The organism is Lysinibacillus sp. G4S2, from assembly GCF_030348505.1.
In the GTDB taxonomy this organism is placed as follows: domain Bacteria; phylum Bacillota; class Bacilli; order Bacillales_A; family Planococcaceae; genus Lysinibacillus.
On record NZ_JAUCFJ010000002.1, the window covers coordinates 1,839,991 to 1,857,752 of the forward strand.

Annotated in this window: 13 protein-coding genes and 1 pseudogene; 8 read left to right on the forward strand and 6 right to left on the reverse strand. The window is 37.0% G+C overall.

Going from position 1 to position 17,762, the window contains the following annotated elements:
• Window positions 1-122: 122 nt before the first annotated feature.
• The gene (locus QUF91_RS09365; RefSeq protein WP_285398383.1) at window positions 123-281 is read right to left on the reverse strand and encodes a hypothetical protein; all 159 of its coding nucleotides are present in this window, start codon (window positions 279-281) and stop codon (window positions 123-125) included.
• Between the two features lie 361 nt (window positions 282-642).
• Here QUF91_RS09365 and QUF91_RS09370 point away from each other — a divergent pair, with 361 nt between their 5' ends.
• The 4 genes from QUF91_RS09370 to QUF91_RS09385 all read left to right on the forward strand — a co-directional run bounded on the left by QUF91_RS09370 (window position 643) and on the right by QUF91_RS09385 (window position 8,118).
• Window positions 643-4,254, forward strand: coding sequence for a dynamin family protein (locus tag QUF91_RS09370; RefSeq protein WP_289417596.1), 3,612 nt, complete (start codon window positions 643-645; stop codon window positions 4,252-4,254).
• 10 nt (window positions 4,255-4,264) lie between these two features.
• Complete coding sequence (locus QUF91_RS09375) at window positions 4,265-5,074, forward strand: sulfurtransferase (protein ID WP_285398381.1); 810 nt, start codon at window positions 4,265-4,267, stop codon at window positions 5,072-5,074.
• A gap of 494 nt (window positions 5,075-5,568) precedes the next feature.
• On the forward strand, window positions 5,569-6,399 hold the full coding sequence (locus QUF91_RS09380; protein ID WP_285398380.1) for an MBL fold metallo-hydrolase: 831 nt from the start codon (window positions 5,569-5,571) through the stop codon (window positions 6,397-6,399).
• A 516-nt stretch (window positions 6,400-6,915) separates the two neighbouring features.
• A complete protein-coding gene (locus tag QUF91_RS09385; RefSeq protein ID WP_289417597.1) occupies window positions 6,916-8,118 on the forward strand; it encodes an NAD(P)-dependent malic enzyme in 1,203 nt (400 codons plus the stop codon).
• Window positions 8,119-8,179: 61 nt separating this feature from the next.
• Here the strand turns inward: QUF91_RS09385 and QUF91_RS09390 are convergent, their stop codons facing one another.
• The 3 genes from QUF91_RS09390 to gdhA all read right to left on the reverse strand — a co-directional run bounded on the left by QUF91_RS09390 (window position 8,180) and on the right by gdhA (window position 11,274).
• On the reverse strand, window positions 8,180-8,830 hold the full coding sequence (locus tag QUF91_RS09390) for a Yip1 family protein (protein WP_289417598.1): 651 nt from the start codon (window positions 8,828-8,830) through the stop codon (window positions 8,180-8,182).
• Between the two features lie 178 nt (window positions 8,831-9,008).
• Entirely contained in the window at window positions 9,009-9,695 is a 687-nt protein-coding gene (locus tag QUF91_RS09395; RefSeq protein WP_285397013.1) for a phosphoribosylaminoimidazolesuccinocarboxamide synthase, read from the reverse strand.
• Between the two features lie 205 nt (window positions 9,696-9,900).
• Window positions 9,901-11,274: an NADP-specific glutamate dehydrogenase gene (gene gdhA / locus QUF91_RS09400; protein ID WP_285397012.1), complete on the reverse strand. Its 1,374-nt coding sequence runs from the start codon at window positions 11,272-11,274 to the stop codon at window positions 9,901-9,903.
• Between the two features lie 187 nt (window positions 11,275-11,461).
• Here gdhA and QUF91_RS09405 point away from each other — a divergent pair, with 187 nt between their 5' ends.
• On the forward strand, window positions 11,462-11,935 hold the full coding sequence (locus tag QUF91_RS09405) for a YaiI/YqxD family protein (protein WP_285397011.1): 474 nt from the start codon (window positions 11,462-11,464) through the stop codon (window positions 11,933-11,935).
• Window positions 11,925-13,274, forward strand: a complete 1,350-nt coding sequence (locus QUF91_RS09410) for a D-serine ammonia-lyase (RefSeq protein WP_289417599.1) — start codon at window positions 11,925-11,927, stop codon at window positions 13,272-13,274. Before QUF91_RS09405 ends, QUF91_RS09410 begins: the two co-directional genes overlap by 11 nt.
• Before the next feature lie 123 nt (window positions 13,275-13,397).
• Here the strand turns inward: QUF91_RS09410 and QUF91_RS09415 are convergent, their stop codons facing one another.
• Complete coding sequence (locus QUF91_RS09415; protein ID WP_053482024.1) at window positions 13,398-13,589, reverse strand: hypothetical protein; 192 nt, start codon at window positions 13,587-13,589, stop codon at window positions 13,398-13,400.
• A gap of 223 nt (window positions 13,590-13,812) precedes the next feature.
• Between QUF91_RS09415 and QUF91_RS09420 the strand changes: the two genes are divergently transcribed.
• A complete protein-coding gene (locus QUF91_RS09420; protein WP_289417600.1) occupies window positions 13,813-14,895 on the forward strand; it encodes a DUF1835 domain-containing protein in 1,083 nt (360 codons plus the stop codon).
• Window positions 14,896-14,954: 59 nt separating this feature from the next.
• Here the strand turns inward: QUF91_RS09420 and QUF91_RS09425 are convergent, their stop codons facing one another.
• Window positions 14,955-15,440 carry a hypothetical protein gene (locus tag QUF91_RS09425; RefSeq protein ID WP_285397008.1) on the reverse strand — a complete coding sequence of 162 codons (486 nt, stop codon included), beginning with the start codon at window positions 15,438-15,440 and terminating at the stop codon, window positions 14,955-14,957.
• A gap of 703 nt (window positions 15,441-16,143) precedes the next feature.
• Here QUF91_RS09425 and QUF91_RS09430 point away from each other — a divergent pair.
• Window positions 16,144-17,760, forward strand: a pseudogene (locus QUF91_RS09430) (amidohydrolase).
• Window positions 17,761-17,762: the final 2 nt, after the last annotated feature.

The window sequence follows — 17,762 nt, forward strand, 5'->3', positions numbered from 1 at the left end:
GTTGCCCCATGCTTTGTGGCTTATATGTTTCACCTTGAAATATGAAGAAAATTATTATTTTTTTAGTTATACATCTCTTGTGAAATAGAAAATAGTAGTTTTTTTAGAAGAATAAATCGCTCTTACCATAACGTATTGTTGATTTTCGTTCCGATTGGGCGCTTTGTTGTTGCTGCCGCTTCGCTTTCGCTACAGAAAACAGTTGTAGTTGCTGCCGCTACGCTTTCGCACAGAGCAAAGCTTCCTGGGGGCTGATGAGCCGTTTCGCTCCAGGGTCTCATTTGTGAAACTGATCCCAAAGAGTCGTCTTGTCTCCCAATCAATCTATACATGGCTTACGTTGTAATAAAGTTCATCCCCAACTTTTGGTGATGATGTAGAATAATGCTTTATTATTTTGATTAAACAACACCTTATGGACGAATATTGCGTCTGAAACCCTGATATATATGCTTTTTAAAGTAAATTAGTGTTATACTTTGCATGTCGAATAAGGTAGAATACTAATTATGAATAATTTATCTCATTCAGCATAAGACTCCCACCTATGAAGGCGGTGAGATGAATGCGGATGTGGTTCCTTTTTAGTGGTGTCCAAACACCACCAAGGCGAAATTGATGAATAAAGGGGTTACTAGTTTTATGAAAGATTTTGAACAACAGTTGGAGGGGCTTTTAAAGCAAGCCGCGTTACAATACATAATTTATCAGCATAATGGTGATACAGAGCGTATGGATAAGACATCACTTTTTGCGCGTAAAATACAGCAAAAAGAATATGTTATTGGCTTTGCAGGTCATTTCTCTGCTGGTAAGTCGAGTATGATTAACGCATTATCAGGTGAAGATTTACTTGCATCAAGTCCAATTCCAACGAGTGCCAATATCGTAAAAGTCCATAAATCAGACGAAGACTTTGCGATTGTCTATATGCACAATGAAAAGCCTGTAAAATTTAAAGCAGGCTATGATTTTAAAACGGTAAAAGAGCTAAGTAAAAATGGGGATCTAGTGTCACAAATTGAAATTGGTCATAGCACATCGACATTACCACTAGGTGTCACTGTAATGGATACACCAGGTGTCGACTCAACAGATGATGCACACCGTATGTCAACAGAGTCAGCCCTTCATATTGCTGATATCGTATTTTATACAATGGACTACAATCACGTGCAATCAGAATTGAATTTTCAATTTACAAAGCAATTAATGAAGTACAATCCAAACGTTTATTTAATCGTTAATATGATTGATAAGCATAATGAAAATGAATTAAGCTTTGAGGAATTTAAAGCAACGGTTCACAATTCCTTTGAGGCTTGGGGGGTAGTACCCAAAGGCGTATTTTTCACTTCATTAAGAGAGCCTGAACACCCATATAACGACTTTGAGGTCGTAAAGAAAATCGTTATGGATAGTATGAATGATTGGCAGGATCAGCTTGTACAAACTGCATCAAATACGCTGCGTTTATTACAAAGTGAGCATGACAATTATTTAACGGAAGAAAGACAGGATCGTTTAGATATCGATGAGGAAGTTTTAAGTGCCGATGACTGGGCAAACCATAAAGATATTTTAGAGCAGTACAATAAATTAAATCGTCAGGTTGAATTGTTCTCAGTAGAGGCATGGAATGAAACTTTTGAAGAGCAACGTAAAGAGCTACTTGCGAATGCAGCCATTATGCCTGCAGATTTACGTGATAAATTACGTCTGTATTTAGAAAGTCAGCAGGATGGCTTCAAGGTAGGGGGCTTATTTACAGCTAAGAAAAAAACAGAGGAAGAGCGTAACCGCCGTAAAGAGGATGCCTATAGTGCCTATCAAAATGTTGTGCATGCACAGATTACTGGACATTTAAAAGGGCTAATGAAAAAGGTAATAAAGGATGTTGGTGCGTTAAATGAAGAACGTGCAACAGCTATTGATGCCTACGCCTTTGATTTACCATTCTCCCTTATTGAGCAGCAGGTACAAGTTGGTGCAATTTTAACAGGAGATGCTGTGTTGAATTTTGCCAACCGTGTGGCAGAAGCGACTAAGCGCTACTACATCCAGGAAACTGATAACTGGAAAGATGCGCAAGCAACAACTTTGGAAGCGGTAGCTACTGAAACAGCTGCTCCATCTAAATTAAAAATGGCAGGGATGCAAGCGAAAATTGATGCCATTCAAGCAGTGCTTGAAATTGAGGGCTATCAGCAATATAGTGCAAGCATTATGCATCAGGCAAGCAATGAAATACGAAAGGTAGCCAATCAACAGCTTACAAACTGGGACAATACCTTTAAGAAAGATTTAGCAGATATTCGATTATTTGAAGAATCGATGTTAAAGCCAAAAGAGGAAGCGTTACAGCAAGAAGAGGCACAGCAAGCAGTTAGTGCAACAAGTCTTCCTATTGAAGGTGTGGTTAAACGAGCACTTCATACGGCAAATGCGGTAAAAGATGTACAAGGCTTTGCGGAAGTAGCAAGTTACTTAGAAAATAAAGTAGAACGATTACAGAAAAAGGATTTCACAATTGCGCTTTTCGGTGCATTTAGTGCTGGAAAATCCTCGTTCTCTAATGCGTTAATGGGTGCCAAGGTTTTACCTGTATCTCCAAACCCAACAACAGCTGCAATTAATAAAATTCGTCCTGTTACGCCGGAGCACCCGCATGAAACAGCTGATGTACAATTAAAAACAGCTGAACAAATGCTAGAGGATATTCAAGGTTCGTATGCAGCAATCGGTTTATCTGTTTCTTCATTGGAAGAAGCATTCAATCGTGCTGATGAGGGACTTGCGGTACAGCTATCAGACGAACGCTTAAATGTGCATAAATCATTTATTCGCGCTTATAAAGAAGGATACCCAACATTTAAGTTTGAGCTTGGAAAAGTATTACGTGTTAATCGAGAAGAGTTTGAAAAATTTGTTGCTCAGGAAAATAAATCATGCTTTGTCGATAATATTGATTTTTATTATGATAGTCCGTTAACACGCATGGGTGTGACACTTGTAGACACACCAGGAGCAGATTCTATTAATGCGCGTCATACTGGTGTGGCATTTGAATATATTCGTAATGCTGATGCAATCTTGTTTATTACTTATTATAATCATGCTTTTGCTAAAGCGGACCGTGAGTTTTTAATTCAGTTAGGTCGTGTAAAGGATGCTTTCGAGCTAGATAAGATGTTCTTTATCGTCAATGCGATTGATTTAGCGACAACAGAAGAAGAACAGGAAGATGTAAAAGGCTATGTGCGTTCAGAATTACAACGCTTTGGCATTCGCTTCCCACGACTTTACGGTGTGTCTAGCTTATTGGCATTAAAGGAAAAAGTAGAGGGTGCGGATTTAACATCTGGTATGCCACCTTTCGAAGATTCTTTCAACACATTCTTAAATGATGAATTAAGTGCATTGGCTGTGCAGGCACTTGCAGAAGAAGTCGATAAAACCGAGCAACGCTTAGGTGACTTAATTGCACAGACAGAAGAGAACTTAAAACGTAAAGACGAACGTTTAGAGGAATTAACAACGCTTGAACAGCATATTAAATCGAAGTTCAATACGCTTAATACAAGTATGTTAGAAAGTGAAACGAAGCAAGAGCTTGATGAATTACTGTATTATGTCCTTCAGCGTGTGTTTTATCGTTACCCAGAGTTCTTTAAGGAAGGCTACAATCCGTCAACTTTTGCAGCAATGCCAGCTCAGCAAGCATTAGAGCATGCATTAAAAGAAGTAATGCAAAGCTTACGATTTGATTTTACGCAAGAAATGCGAGTAACAAACTTCCGTTTATCACAGTTTATTAGTAAGAAGATGCAACAGCGCTTTAAAGATGAAGTACGTGAGCTTAAAGAATTAAACCGCAGCTTCTCATTTTTAGCGTTTGAATCTTCTGAGCCGGATTTACTTGATTTTGAAGGTCCATTTACAGATGTCGCGAAATATGCAGGTGTGAAATCACATTTCCGCAATCCAAAGGCATTCTTTGAAAAGAATGAAAAAGTGAAGCTAAGTGAGGCGCTAGAAGTATTAACAAAACCAGATGCACAAAATTACTTAGATGCACAGAAAGTATCTCTCATGGCATGGGCCATTACCTTTATTGCTGAAGAAGCTGAGAAATTACGACTGTATATTTACCATCAGGCACTTGAACAAATTGCAACAGAAAGACTCGCACTTCAGGAAGAAAGTCGTTTAGCTTCTTGGAAAGCTATTTACGCTCAATTACAATACGCATGAGGTGATTCACTTGGGAAAAGTATTCAAATTAGTTGAGGAAATTCAGTTAGAAGGAGCCCGTTTCGTAGATGCTCGCTTTGATTTACAAGACAAAGAGGCAGGTAAAAAAGCATTTGAAGAAGGTCATGCACCAGGAGCAATTTATGTTGATTTAGAGCAAGAGCTGTCAGATATGGAGTCCAACAATGGTCGTCACCCAATGCCAAACAAGGAAAAGCTAGCGGCAGTATTTCAAGGATTAGGGTTACGCTATGAGGATCAAATTGTCGTTTACGATCAAGGAGCTGCACCATTTGCACCACGTGCTTGGTGGATGCTGACGTATGCAGGGTTTCCAAATGTAGTAATAGTGAATGGTGGTGCACCTGCTCTCGAGGAAAAGGTAGCGTTCACTAAAGATATTATTAAATACCCACCAACTACGATTGAATTTACTTGGCGAGATGAACTGTATGCTCCACGTCAAGCAGTTAAAGCTATTGTAGATGGAGCGGTGGACGCGACGTTATTAGATGCACGTGCTGCAGTTCGCTACCGTGGTGAAATAGAGCCACTTGATAAGGTAGCTGGGCATATTCCAACAGCGAAAAACTTTGACTGGGAGCAATTAAAGTCAGATGGTCAATTGCAAGCTAATGATGCGTTACGCAGCAAAGTTGCCCGCGACGAGCATGTTGTAGTTTATTGCGGTAGCGGTGTTACAGCATCACCGTTGTATGCAGTGCTAGCAGATGAAGGTTACGAAAATATTCAACTGTATGTAGGCAGCTTTAGTGACTGGATTACAGAGTATGATGTAGAAAAAGATACAAATGAATAATGATTGAAGACAAAACGCTCACTTTTGGGCGTTTTTTGGTTTGGATGGATAGCACGGGTGAAGCGGCGGATAGAGAGGTTAGAGTGACGGATAAGGCAGTCAGAGCGACGGATGGAGTAGTTGAAGTGAAGGATTAGAGTGTTTAGAGCGACAGATAACGGTCGAAGCGACGTATGGAGTGTTCAGAGCGACGGATAGAGCAGTCGAAGTGACGGATAAAATGTTCAGAACGAAGGATAGAGCAGTCGAAGTGACGGATAGAGTGTTCAGAATGACGGATAGCGGTCGAAGCGACGGATAGGATAGTGAGAGCGACGGATAGAGTGTTCAGAGTGACGGATAGAGCAGTTGAAGTGAAGGATAGAGTGTTCAGAGCGACGGATAAAGGTCGAAGCGACGATTAAATTAGCGATGCAAGTTGCTATGTACTCCTAAAATGACTGACCATTCATTTTGTGCTACACTCTTTATACAAAGGGCAAAGGGGGAAAAGGATGTTTAAACGAGAGAAAAGTATAGAAATTCAACAATATCGTGATGTTCAATGTGCCCATGGTAAAGTATCAGTTCAAGGCTTCGGGTTGAGTGTTTATAGTTTTTTTGTGGATGGGTTATTAATTGATACAGGCTCCTATTCGCTTTCACAGGAGTTTCAATCTTTTTTTAACGGGATACCGATTGAACAAGTGGCACTGACACATTCTCATGAGGATCATGCAGGAAACGCAGCGTGGATTCAACAACACAAAAATGTACCTATCTATGTACATCGTGATTCGGTTAGTATTTGTGCAGAGGATGGAGAATACCCATTTTATCGACAGGCATTATGGGGAGAGCGACCAGCATTTATTGCTCAACCGTTTGGTGATACTTTTCAAACGAATTCAGCTACATGGGATGTTATTGAAACACCAGGACATTCAACAGATCATTTATCATTTTACAATCGAGAAACAAGTGCTATGTTTACAGGAGATTTGTATATACAAACAAAGACGAAAGTTGTGCTTGATGAAGAAAATATCGTACATACTTTAGCGTCTTTGAAGAAAATATTAAACTATGATTTTAAGGAAGTGTATTGCTGTCATGCGGGTTATATAGCGGATGGTCGAGCGAAAATAGAAGAAAAAATTGCTTATTTAGAAGATTTGGAGGGTAATGTAAAGCAATTGTTTAAGAAAGGTTATTCAGTAGACGAAATTACAAAATCAATTTTTTCTCGTGATTATCCGATTACAAAGGTATCAGGGGAACAGTGGTCTTCCAAACATATTATTACCGCTTTTATAAATCAGTTTACGCAAGAGTCCTTAACATAAAGGGCTCTTTTTAATTGTGAAAAACCAAGGGCATAGTTTGTCTTGGTTAAAGCGCTACATCCTCGAGGTCGCTTCGATCCCTTGGGCAAATGTGGTGAAGTGAAATCGCTAAGAGATTCTAACGAGTAAAGCAGAAAAAAAGAATACTTTAGGTTGTATAATAAAAAAACTTTGTGAAAAAATGTGAAGAAAATGTGACGAAACAAGATTTAACAATGGATGCGCTTACATAAGTTTGTGAAAAATTTCTCATTTACATAAGAAAAATACTATGTGAAAAGTTGAACAGGCTAAATGGCGATATTTGTGCATTTTTTTAAATGGAAACCAACCTATCAATTATATTAAAATAATTGATTGTGAAGATAATAACAAAATAAAAAAGTGGTATTAATGATAGTAAATAGCGTTATTTCGAATAAAAAATAAAATTGACAGAAAATTCATTGACTTTACTTTCACAAAGTATTATGATTCTGAAATATATAATAATTCATTAGAAAAGGATGGGATTGAATGGATGTAATGAAAAAGGCTTTAGAAATGCACGAGTATTATAGTGGGAAATTAGAAGTGATTTCAAAGGTTCCTGTGCAAGATTCCTATGATCTAAGTCTTGCGTATTCTCCGGGAGTAGCTGCGCCTTGTATAGAGATTGAAAAAAATCCATCACTAGTTTACGACTATACAATGAAAGGAAATATGGTGGCGATTGTTTCAGATGGTACTGCGGTATTAGGTTTAGGGGATATCGGTCCGAAGGCAGCGTTACCAGTAATGGAAGGAAAGGCGATTTTATTAAAGCGTTTTGCCAATGTTGATGCTTTTCCTATTTGTTTAGATACGAAGAATACGGATGAAATCGTCAGCATTGTGAAGGCGCTTGCTCCAACTTTTGGTGCTGTAAATTTAGAAGATATATCAGCGCCAAGATGCTTTGAAATTGAAGATCGTCTGCGCCAAGAATGTGATATCCCTGTGTTCCATGATGATCAGCACGGAACTGCTATTGTCGTAGGTGCAGGGATGATTAATGCCAATCGCATTGTGAATAAAGATGTGGCAACAATGAAGGTCGTAATTAACGGCGCGGGAGCAGCGGGGATTGCTATTTTGCGTATTCTTGTGCAAATGGGCTATAAAAATATTTATATGTGTGATACAAAAGGTCTTATTTATGAAGGTCGCGCTGAAGGGATGAATCCAATTAAAGAAACGATTGCCCATTTAACAAACCCAGAAAAATTACATGGAACACTGGAGGATGCTCTCGTTGGTGCAGATGTCTTTATTGGGGTATCGGTTGCGAATTTATTAACAGAAGCCCATATTGCTTCAATGAATGAAGATCCAATCGTGTTTGCACTAGCAAATCCAAATCCTGAAATTACGTATGAAAACGCCAAGGCATGGGGTGTACGGGTTATGGGAACAGGACGCTCAGATTATCCAAATCAAATTAACAATGTGCTCGCTTTTCCTGGTATTTTCCGTGGGGCACTAGATGTCAGAGCGACAGATATTAATGAAGCAATGAAGATAGCTGCAGTGGAAGCGATAGCCTCTCTTGTAAGTGATGAGGAATTAACGGAGGAATATATTGTACCTAAATCATTAGATGAGCGGGTTGTAGAAATTGTTTCGCAAGCTGTAAGTGGTGCAGCTGTTGAGTCAGGTGTGTCAGAGCTATTCCAACAAAATACAGTGCTGTCAGTTTAAAAATTGCTCAATCCAATTTGAAAGAATCTCCCGCTCTCGTTGTTGAGAGGGGAGATTTTTTTTACATCATACTAATGCCGATTATGCCGAACATAAGAATGATAAAGAAAATAAAGAAAATAATGAACAGAATAATAGAAGGGATAATAACAGTCAATATTGCTTTCCAAATTTCGAATTCATGAGCTTCTGCCACAACACCTACAGTGATAACTAAAGACCAGATCGCTAGAATAAGGCTAACCAAACCAGTTATTAATAATAACCAAGGTATTGTATCAACGGAGTTAGTGTCCATTAATGTTTCAGGCGATGTAATCAACCAAATTAAGTAAAGTGGTATAAGAACGATGAATGGTATAGCAGTTAAACTTAAACCTTTAAATAAATCAGAAAATGTACCAGTCCCTTTAAAAAGTTTACCAAACAGCCAAAATATTAACGTTGAAAAACTTGTGCCGATAATCCCTGCTATTGGTGCAAATATCACACAAAGTAGTGCTAAAATCCAAAGAGAAAAATCTGTCATAAATTTTGGGTCAATAAGTCCGGATAGCGAAGAACCGATATAGCCAATAGACATAATAAGGATTGCAAAGCCGATTGATTTTTCATCAATCATGTAACGAGCTGTTTGCTTTGGATGCAACCAAACAGACAAAAATGGATTAACCTTTGGCCTTTCTTGTGGTGTGTCATTATAGTTATCCATTAAATTACCTCCAAAATAATAGTATAATTGCATATTAGTATACGGATGATCCGATGAAAAGTTTCGAAAGAAAGAAAAAATCATCTTATTTGCGAAAAAAGAGCCACAAGAATGCGACTCTTTTTTGATTATTCCTATCCAGTCAAGCCGATATATACTAACATGAATGGATTATTTTTTATTCAGCTAACATAATTTTTTCAAGCTCTAATGGTTCAATATATTGTTCACCTTTGTAAGCACGCATATTACCACCTGAAATTTCATCTATTAATAAAATTTCATTTGTTTTAGCATCACGGCCAAATTCTAATTTGATGTCGTAAAGTGTTAACCCTTTTTTGGCAAGCTCTGCAGCAACGAATTTAGAAATTTCAATTGTACGTTGCTTTAAAATTGCGTATTCTTCGTGTGTTAACAGGTTTAACATTGCTAAAGCATCTTCAGAAATAGGAGGATCTAGTCGATCATCATCTTTAATGGTAACTTCTACGAAAGAATCTAAGTCTTGGCCTTCTTTCGCGTAAGCACCGTAGCGACGTAGGAAAGAACCTACTGCCTTGAAGCGGCAAATAACCTCTAAGCCTTTACCAAAAACCGTTGCAGGCTTAACCGTCATTGTTGCATCATTAAAATTTGCATCAACATAGTGAGTAGGAACACCTTGTTCGTTTAGTTTTGAGTAGAAATAAGAAGTTAAGCGAAGTCCAGCTAAACCAGCACCATCAATTGTTAATCCAACAGTGTTAGCACCTGGGTCGAATACGCCGTTTTCACCAGTTACATCATCTTTAAATTTTAATAAGTAATGACCATCTTCTAATTGAAACACATTTTTCGTTTTACCTGTATACAATAATTCCACAAAAAACCCTCCAATATTTCATAGTACTCTATCATTATAACACGAATGTTTTGAATATTTAATAATAAAAATGTTCGTTTTAAAAGTAATTTATTATGACTTATAACTATTTTTTTACCAAAAAATAAGATGATAACGAATATTCGCTATCATCTTAGGTGAAATCAAGAAAATTCTAAATTAAATTAATGAAAAAAGAATGTTATTAATATACGCCTTCAGCAAGCATACCATCTGCTACTTTTACGAAGCCTGCAATGTTTGCGCCCACTACAAGGTTCCCAGGGTAACCATATTTTTCAGCAGCAGCTTTACTGTCTGCGTAAATATCTTTCATAATTTGATGTAATTTAGCATCTACTTTTTCAAATGACCAGAATACGCGGCTAGAATCTTGCGCCATTTCAAGAGCAGATACAGCAACACCGCCTGCGTTAGCAGCTTTAGCAGGTCCGAATAATACGCCAGCGTCTAAGAATTCGTTAATTGCTTCAAGGTCTGATGGCATGTTTGCACCTTCACCAATAGCTTTTACACCGTTTGAAATTAAAGTGCGAGCTGATTCACCGTTAATTTCGTTTTGAGTAGCACATGGAAGCGCAATGTCACAAGGAATAGTCCAGATACCTGTGCAGCCTTCTGTAAATGTAGCATTTGGACGATAGTTAACGTAAGTGGAGATACGATCGCCTTTTACTTCTTTAATTTCTTTAATTGCATCAAGATCTAAACCATCTGGATCATAAACATAGCCTGAAGAGTCAGAACAAGCAACAACTTTTGCGCCATAAGCTTGAGCTTTTTCAATTGCATATGTTGAAACGTTACCAGAGCCAGAAACTACAACTGTTTTACCCTCGAATGAATCATTGGCATCTTTTAGCATTTCGTTTACAAAGTAGACAGTACCATAACCTGTAGCCTCTTTACGAGCTAAAGAACCGCCATATCCAGGAGTTTTACCAGTTAATACACCAGATTCGCTTGCTTTTGTTAAACGCTTGTATTGACCCCATAAATAGCCTACTTCTCGAGCTCCAACTCCGATATCACCTGCAGGAACATCGACATCTGGACCAATATGGCGGTATAATTCAGTCATGAATGCTTGACAGAAGCGCATGATTTCAGAATCTGATTTACCTTTAGGATCGAAGTTTGAGCCACCTTTACCACCACCGATTGGTTGGCCTGTTAAAGCATTTTTAAAGATTTGTTCAAATCCTAAAAATTTGATAATTGATTCGTTAACGGAAGGATGGAAACGAAGACCGCCTTTATATGGTCCCATTACGTTGCTGTATTGTACACGATAACCACGGTTTACTTGAACTTGGTTGTTATCATCTTGCCAAGCAACACGGAAGGAAATGATACGATCTGGTTCAACGATTCGCGATAAAATATTTGCTTTAATATATTCAGGGTGTTGCGCAAAGACAGGCACTAAAGAAATGAAAATTTCTTCAGCGGCTTGTAAGAACTCCGCTTGATGACTGTTCTGTTGTTTTAATTGCTCGAATACACCATCCACGTATTCTTTTGCTAATTGTTCGTTGCTCACAGTTGTAGTTGTCATAGTAAAAAACCTCCAGTTGTTTGATAGGTGTATCGTATATCTATTTTTCGCACTATTCAATAAAATACTTTTTTGAACAGTCTTAAGTTTGTGAAAAATTGAACAAACGGAGGGGTGGAATCGTTATATCGGAATAACAATTAGGTGAGTTATCTATCTAATTATGAGAAAGGAATGATGCTTTATTGTGAAGGTTTTAATTGACGCTGATGCCTGTCCAGTAGTGGATTTAGCGCTATCAATATCATCTGAGTTTGAGATTGAAACAATCTTGTTTTGCGATACATCCCACCGTATTGAACGTGATAATGTAATAACAATTATTGTACCCAAAGGTCCGGATTCGGTTGATTTCACGCTAGTGAATGCGCTTTCAAAGCATGATATTGTCATTACACAGGATTACGGTTTAGCAGCTATGGTTTTGGCAAGAGGAGGGTATCCAATTGATCAAAATGGAAGAGAGATGTCTAATGAAAATATCGAACGTTTGCTTGAAATGCGCCATGTCGGACAAAAAATTAGACGTGCCGGTGGACGTACGAGGGGACCTAAAAAACGAACTCAAGAAAACAATATTTCATTCAAAATGAAATTTCGACAAATTTGTGAACGAGCAATTTTAGCGCAAAAAATGGAGGCGTCAGAAGATGGAAAATGAACTTAAACACGAACTATTTAATCAATTTCCGAATTTAAAAGAGTTAGCAAATAAGAATACTGTACTTTTGCAAAATACAAATTGGGAAAAAAAGGCTAAGACAAATCTTTTTTCAATGGAGGAAGTTGAGGAGGCAGAAGAGACACTTAAACGCTTTTCTTCCTATTTAATTTTAGCATTTCCAGAGCTTGTAGAAAGTAAAGGACTTATTGAATCATCTATTCAAGAAATACCATTGATGAAGAAAGCTCTTGAGAAGGAATTTGATCTTCTAATACCAGGTCAATTTATCTTAAAATGCGATCATACCTTGCCAATATCCGGCTCTATTAAAGCTCGTGGGGGTATTTTTGAAGTATTAAGGCACGCAGAGCGGCTTGCAATCGCTAGTGGTAAACTAACAAAAGAGGATGATTATGCAGTATTGGCAACAGAGGACTTTCAATCTTTCTTCCAGCAATACACAATTGCCGTAGGTTCTACAGGTAATTTAGGATTAAGTATCGGCATTATGGGCAAAAAACTCGGCTTTAATGTCGTTGTACATATGTCGAGTGACGCAAAAGCGTGGAAAAAAGCATTACTGCGAGAAAAAGGTGCGACAGTTATTGAATATGAAGCTGATTATAGCGTTGCAGTAGAACAGGGTCGTCGTGAGGCTGAACAAGATCCTATGTGCCATTTCATTGATGATGAGAATTCGAAAGACTTATTTGCTGGCTATGCAGTGGCGGCGAAGCGTTTAAAAGCACAGTTTGAAAAGACGAATATTACTGTGGATGAAGCCCATCCATTGTTCGTGTATTTGCCGTGTGGTGTAGGTGGTGGACCTGGCGGTGTTGCTTACGGGATACGTGAAATTTTTGGAGAACATGCCCATATTTTCTTTGCTGAGCCAGTAGCATCCCCTTGTATGACTATTGGTTTAATGACTGGTTTACATGATGCCATCAGTGTAGAGGACATTGGTCTTGATAATAAAACGGAAGCAGATGGCCTTGCTGTTGGGCGTGCGTCAAAATTTGTTGGCAAGGTAATGGAAACATATATAAGTGGCTGTTACACAGTGAAAGATGAGGAATTATTTAAATCGCTCGCAATAGCTATGGAAGTTGAAGAATTATTTTTAGAGCCATCTGCACATGCTGGGATGTTTGGATCAATTCAGTTAATGAAAAATGGACAAAGTTATTTAGAAAAGCATGATTTAGTTGATAAAATGGAGCAAGCTGTCCATCTTGTTTGGGCAACAGGTGGAAGTATGGTGCCAGTGGAAATGCGTGAGGAATACATGGCAAAGGCAGTGCAAGTAGCAAGAATTAATGATATAGGTAGATAATTAATGAGAAAACGCAAGAATGCTATCGGAATCAACATTCTTGCGTTTATTACTTTTAAAAAATTGATTTTAAATATTGATTCATTAATGGAAATTATTAAAAGTGTTTTTACTCATTGAGAATTATTTATATAAATAGTCCAACGCTTGATAATCTTGCTGATAGCGTCCACCGTCCGCTACTTCAGCGTGATATAGAGCTTTTAAAGCGTAATTTTTTTGCAAATCCATTTCGGCCATTAACTCTTTTAGGCGATCATGTAATTCACGGTTTTCTTTCACAAGTTGCTGCATTTGTGGTTTAAAATATTTCATACTGTCTAACTCCTCAATTTATAACGTGCTTATTAGTATAACACTTTTAGCTTTTGAAAGTGCACTCATATTCATAATTCTAGCTGTATAAGATTATTCAGTCGATCATGCCATGAAATATTGGCCTAAATTGCAATTTTACTTACGTGTATCGTGCTCTTAAAAATTCATTGCTCGCTTAACCTAAAAAATAACGTAAAATTTATATAAAGGGGGCCGAATTATGGAATCGAAAGTAAATTATCCATTTATTTATTTTTTATTTGAGTCAAATACGGTTTTTGTCTATAAAATTAAAGCAAATAATTATGTGAACGCATCAGATTTGATAGATTATAGTGAATGGCAGACGTATGAATTACAGCATCATGCTTCATTTGAAACATTCAACCATGAAGTAAATGAAGCAATTGAGGGGTGTGGATTTTGTCTAGAGCACGATGAATTATGCAACTTAGTAGAAATCATAAATGACTGTATTCAAAAACACCGTTCTGTCGACCAACGATTAATAACACAGGCAGTTCATATTGTTAGTTCTGAATCTGCAGCAGGGTCAGTGAGAATAGCGCTTGTACCACCTAAACATGTGATTGGTTTTCCTGATTGCTTGTCAATTGGACCATTGTGGAAGTTAGAGGAGAAAAGAGGTCAAGCCTTCCGAAATGATTGGTTATATGAAAATATTAACGATGAACAGGAAGATGTTTATCAAAATAAGCTTACAAATACTTTGCGTGAAATAGAGGATATTTCAAATCATGTGCCTATCTATATTTGGTATGGTAATAATGCCGATGAACAATGTGGGCTTCGTTTTTTCCTTTATTTATTGCGAGATAAATCAAATGAGATTTTTCTTATTAATACAACAACAGAGCATGGTATGACTAATCTTGCGGCAGGTCAGCTTAATTCACAGCAATTAGCGCAGCTTTTTGTAAACGCAAAGGAAAAAAAGCCGTTAACAACCGAGGAACGCCTTATTTTCCAAAATGAATGGGTAACATTATCGCACACTAATGATGTTCTGCGTCTCTGGATTGATAATGAAATAAAAGGGGTACCAGTAAATTATTTTGACCCTTTAATCATTGCGACGATAGAAAAGTTACATAATGATCAAGCAACTAAAGATTTTATAAAAACGGGAGCAGTGATTGCAGAACTCTTACCTTTAATGATCGAGCTTCCGAGTGTCTTCTTTTTAGAATGTAGAATAAGATATTTAGTCTATAGTGGGGTGCTTGCATTAAAAGGCATTCCTAAATCCATGAGACATTATAGTGTAAAATTACGTGAATAAGTAGAAAACCTCTTTAAGCTTTAAAAAGCATAAAGAGGTTTTTGTAAGTACATAAGTAATTATGCAACAAAAGGTTTGTTCATTTTTATTAAGCCATAGATAAAATAGAATAAACCTAAAGTAATGATTGTTAAAATAATAAAAAGTACTGCCTTTCCACTTTCACCTGTCCAACGATAGAATAGACGATATGTGAAATACAGAGCAAAGCCAAGAATACCTAAATAAGCAAGTAGACCAATAAGCGGAATGAATGATATGAGTAATAAACCAGCATAAATAAGAACATTCTTTTTCGCATCTGCACGAACTGCTACGTCATTATCACCTTTTGCAGTCAATAAGAAAAGGCTATAAACGTTAATAATAGGGATCCAAGCAATATAAGCTAGATCACCAAAGCCATTTGTTTTAGATGCATTATAAAAAATGAGTGAACTAATCACATAGCCTGCAATACCCATCACAAGGCAAATTAAAAAAATCAAGAGAAACAAACCACCTAAGGCAGTTTCGATATCATTGCTATAATAAGAATCGTACATAAGAAAACCTCCTTTCAAAAAAATACTTCATAATAATAACAATACTAAAGTTATAAATCTACAGTGAAAAATATCCAGTATTTAGTGGTAATCATACAATTATACTATTTTTACTAAAGGTATATGTTATTTTGATGATGAATTTTTGATAAAATATTGATTGAATTGTAAAAAAAAAATGGAATTAATGGAAAACTAGTGGTGAAGAATCATTTTATAAAAAATTTTTGTTCTTTACTTTGGATGCAACTAATTTTGAAATGAAAATATTGAAGAGTACATCATATGCTGTAATTATTGGGCTCATCACCAAAAATTGTGGATGACACTTGTTAAAACGTATGGTAAAGAACAGCATAAATGTGTTTTTTCTATCTAAAAGTAATAGTAGGATGCACATAAAAAGAGGGCAGGACATAAGTACATTTTTAAAGCGAAAATTAAAAATTACACATCAGAAAAGCGCGAGAAATCAACGTTTCTAAAATTGATTTCTCGCGCCTTTTTAGGTTTTGGCCAATTTTTTCTCAACCTCTTTTTATAGTTACGTAATAATAATCCTTTTAACCTTTTGTCTAAAAAAAAGTAAAATTAATTACCTTTTGTAAGAATGTAAGACAATTTATTTTTAGTAAAATAAATGAATAGACTAACACACTCCGATTTTTCTGAATATTCAATTTATATAACGAGGAGGAATTATATGAAAGCGAACATTGCTTTTTTAAATGGTGAAGTAATTACTGTAGATGGACAAGATTCTATCCGAGAGGCTCTAGCGATTTCTGATAACAAAATAGTAGCAGTTGGTTCGAATGAGGAGATTAAAGATTTAATTGATGATTCTACACAAGTATTTGACTTGGAAGGAAAATCAATTCTACCTGGAATTATTGATGCTCACTTACATTTGGTCACGTATGGTACTTTTCATCTCAGTATCAGCTGTAAAGAGCCCGAGTTCGATTCTATAGATGCGATTTTGACTGCTTTAAAAGACAAAGCTGCTACTACGCCAAAGGGTCAGTGGATTCGCGCTTGGGGTTTCAATGAACGAACGGTTAAGGAAAAACGATATCCTACTCTTGAAGAATTAGACAACATTACGAAAGACCACCCGATTGTCATTACCCGTACTTGCTGTCACATCGGAATTGTCAATTCAGTTGCTTTACATCTAGCAGGTATTGACGAAACAACTCCTGATCCTCAAGGAGGTTTAATTGAAAGAAATGCAATAGGTCAACGAACTGGACGATTGATCGAAACTGCATATATGCAGTTTAGTGAGATTGCATCTTATTCAAATGAAGAAGTTTATCAAGCCATTCAAATCGCACAGCAACATTTCTTAAAAGTTGGCATTACAAGTATTCATGAAGCTGGAACGTTTACAAAAGAAAGTTACCGAATGTTACAATTAGCCTCCCAAAAAGGTGATTTGAAAATTCGTGTCTATGCGATGATTGCTACTTTAAATGACTGTAGGCAGTTCACATTAAATATGATGGAATCTGGGGTATTAACTGGAACTGGAAATGAATTCTTTAAAGTGGGTCCTGCTAAATTGTTTACAGATGGTAGTAGTACTGGTCCGACTATTGCTACCCGTGAAGGTTATACAAGCAATCCCGACGATCGTGGAATCTTATATTACACCGAGGATGAAATTTATGAAGTACTTGGTAAAGCACATGAATTAGGCTATCAAATTACTGTACATGCTCAAGGTGATCAAGCAATTGAAATGTATTTGAATGTTGTAGAACGCGCTTTACAAGAAAATCCTCGTGAAAATCATCGACATCGTATTGAACACGCTGGAATTTCAAGCCCTGATTTACAGCAACGAATGAAAGAGTTAAAGGTGATTCCAATACCTAATCCACCATTTCCGTATGAGTTTGGTTAAAGTTATTTAACGAATTACGGTGAACGTACGGACTTTATGTACCCTGCACGAGACTTTATTGATCAAGGAATTATTGCTGCTGCTGGGTCAGACTCACCAGTTACAACCTACAATCCGTTTATTGGAATTTACGAAGCGGTCAATCGACTCACTGCCAATGGAACTTCATTTGGTGAAAAACAAAAAATAGATGTTCTTGAAGCCATTCGTCTATATACCTATAACGGTGCATATGCAAGTTTTGACGAGGATATAAAGGGTAGTTTAGAACCCGGTAAATTAGCAGATATGATTGTACTCGATCGAAGTATTTTGAAAACCCTTCCACAAGATTTAAAAGATATTCAAGTCGAATTAACAATGCTAGATGGTGATATTCTTTTCGAACGCTCTAAAACGAAATTATAGTG

Coding starts and splice junctions, on each gene's coding strand:
- QUF91_RS09365 (WP_285398383.1), bottom strand. CDS start 281: ATGAGACCCTGGAGCGAAACGGCTCATCAGCCCCCAGGAAGCTTTGCT.
- QUF91_RS09370 (WP_289417596.1), top strand. CDS start 643: ATGAAAGATTTTGAACAACAGTTGGAGGGGCTTTTAAAGCAAGCCGCG.
- QUF91_RS09380 (WP_285398380.1), top strand. CDS start 5,569: ATGTTTAAACGAGAGAAAAGTATAGAAATTCAACAATATCGTGATGTT.
- QUF91_RS09385 (WP_289417597.1), top strand. CDS start 6,916: ATGGATGTAATGAAAAAGGCTTTAGAAATGCACGAGTATTATAGTGGG.
- QUF91_RS09390 (WP_289417598.1), bottom strand. CDS start 8,830: ATGGATAACTATAATGACACACCACAAGAAAGGCCAAAGGTTAATCCA.
- gdhA (WP_285397012.1), bottom strand. CDS start 11,274: ATGACAACTACAACTGTGAGCAACGAACAATTAGCAAAAGAATACGTG.
- QUF91_RS09410 (WP_289417599.1), top strand. CDS start 11,925: ATGGAAAATGAACTTAAACACGAACTATTTAATCAATTTCCGAATTTA.
- QUF91_RS09415 (WP_053482024.1), bottom strand. CDS start 13,589: ATGAAATATTTTAAACCACAAATGCAGCAACTTGTGAAAGAAAACCGT.
- QUF91_RS09420 (WP_289417600.1), top strand. CDS start 13,813: ATGGAATCGAAAGTAAATTATCCATTTATTTATTTTTTATTTGAGTCA.
- QUF91_RS09425 (WP_285397008.1), bottom strand. CDS start 15,440: ATGTACGATTCTTATTATAGCAATGATATCGAAACTGCCTTAGGTGGT.